Origin of the sequence: Citrobacter sp. wls613 (genome assembly GCF_005281195.1) — a bacterium.
Lineage (GTDB): Bacteria > Pseudomonadota > Gammaproteobacteria > Enterobacterales > Enterobacteriaceae > Citrobacter > Citrobacter gillenii.
Genome location: NZ_SZXN01000024.1, coordinates 1 through 1,020, shown reverse-complemented (window position 1 = coordinate 1,020; position 1,020 = coordinate 1). Strand labels below are relative to the sequence as shown.

1 protein-coding gene is annotated in these 1,020 nt (G+C 49.4%); it reads right to left on the bottom strand.

Annotated features, from left to right (window positions below):
• Positions 1 to 9 precede the first annotated feature (9 nt).
• On the bottom strand, positions 10 to 1,020 hold a 1,011-nt coding region (locus tag FDX01_RS04025), incomplete at its 5' end, for an IS110-like element IS5708 family transposase (RefSeq protein WP_137399271.1).

Genomic DNA, 1,020 nt, shown 5'->3' with positions numbered 1-1,020 from the left:
TTAAATTTTTCATGTTGTTGAATACAGTCTGAAGTCATCGCCGTAATGTAATGATGCCCAGCACAACCTCGCATTCTTGGCGGCGATTGCAACGACAGCACGCCAGTATCCCCGCCTACCAATCAACGAGCAGACCCAACGGCTAAACGGGTCCGTTCTATTCTCTGCCCCTACCATTACAGAACGGGCTCCCTGGACCAGTAGGGTTCGCAGATAGGCATCACCCGCTTTTGTTATCCTGCCAAGCTTTGATTTTCCGCCACTACTGTATTGTGATGGCGTTAGCCCCAACCAGGCTGCCAGTTGGCGCCCGTTCTTAAAATCATGGGCATTGCCAATACTGGCGACCAGCGCACTCGCTGTGGTGGGCCCAACACCTTTCAGTTCCATTAACTGCTGGCTGCGATGATCTGTTTTGGCCACACGAGATAATACCCTGTCATATTCGGCGATTTTCTCTTCAATATTAGTGACATGTGTCAATAGATCATCAATGCACAGCCTAACCTGTACTGGCAGAGTTTCCTTCTGGTCAGAAACAACATGACGCAGAGCATCAGTGCTTTGTGGGGCAATAACCCCGAATTCAGATATCAGGCCCCGAAGACGGTTATACGTTGCTGTTCTTTCCTGGATAAATCCCTGTCTTGTCCGATGTAAGCATTGCATTGCCTGCTGGCTTTCGTCTTTGACTGGTACAAAGCGCATATGCGGCCGCTGCACTGCCTCACAAATAGCTATTGCATCAGCTGCATCATTTTTCCCGGTCTTACCCGCCATGCGATAGGGTGAGACAAATTTCGGAGCCATCAACCGGACATCATGGCCATACTGCCTGAATAATCTTGCCCAATAGTGGGCACCCGAGCAGGCTTCCATTCCAATGACACAGGGAGGTAAACCTGCGATGAGTTCAGAAAGTGCTGCACGCGACACCTTGGGTTTAACCAGAACAGCTTTACCATTTTGGTCAATGCAGTGAACAGCAAACACATTTTTAGCAAGATCGATACCGACAGT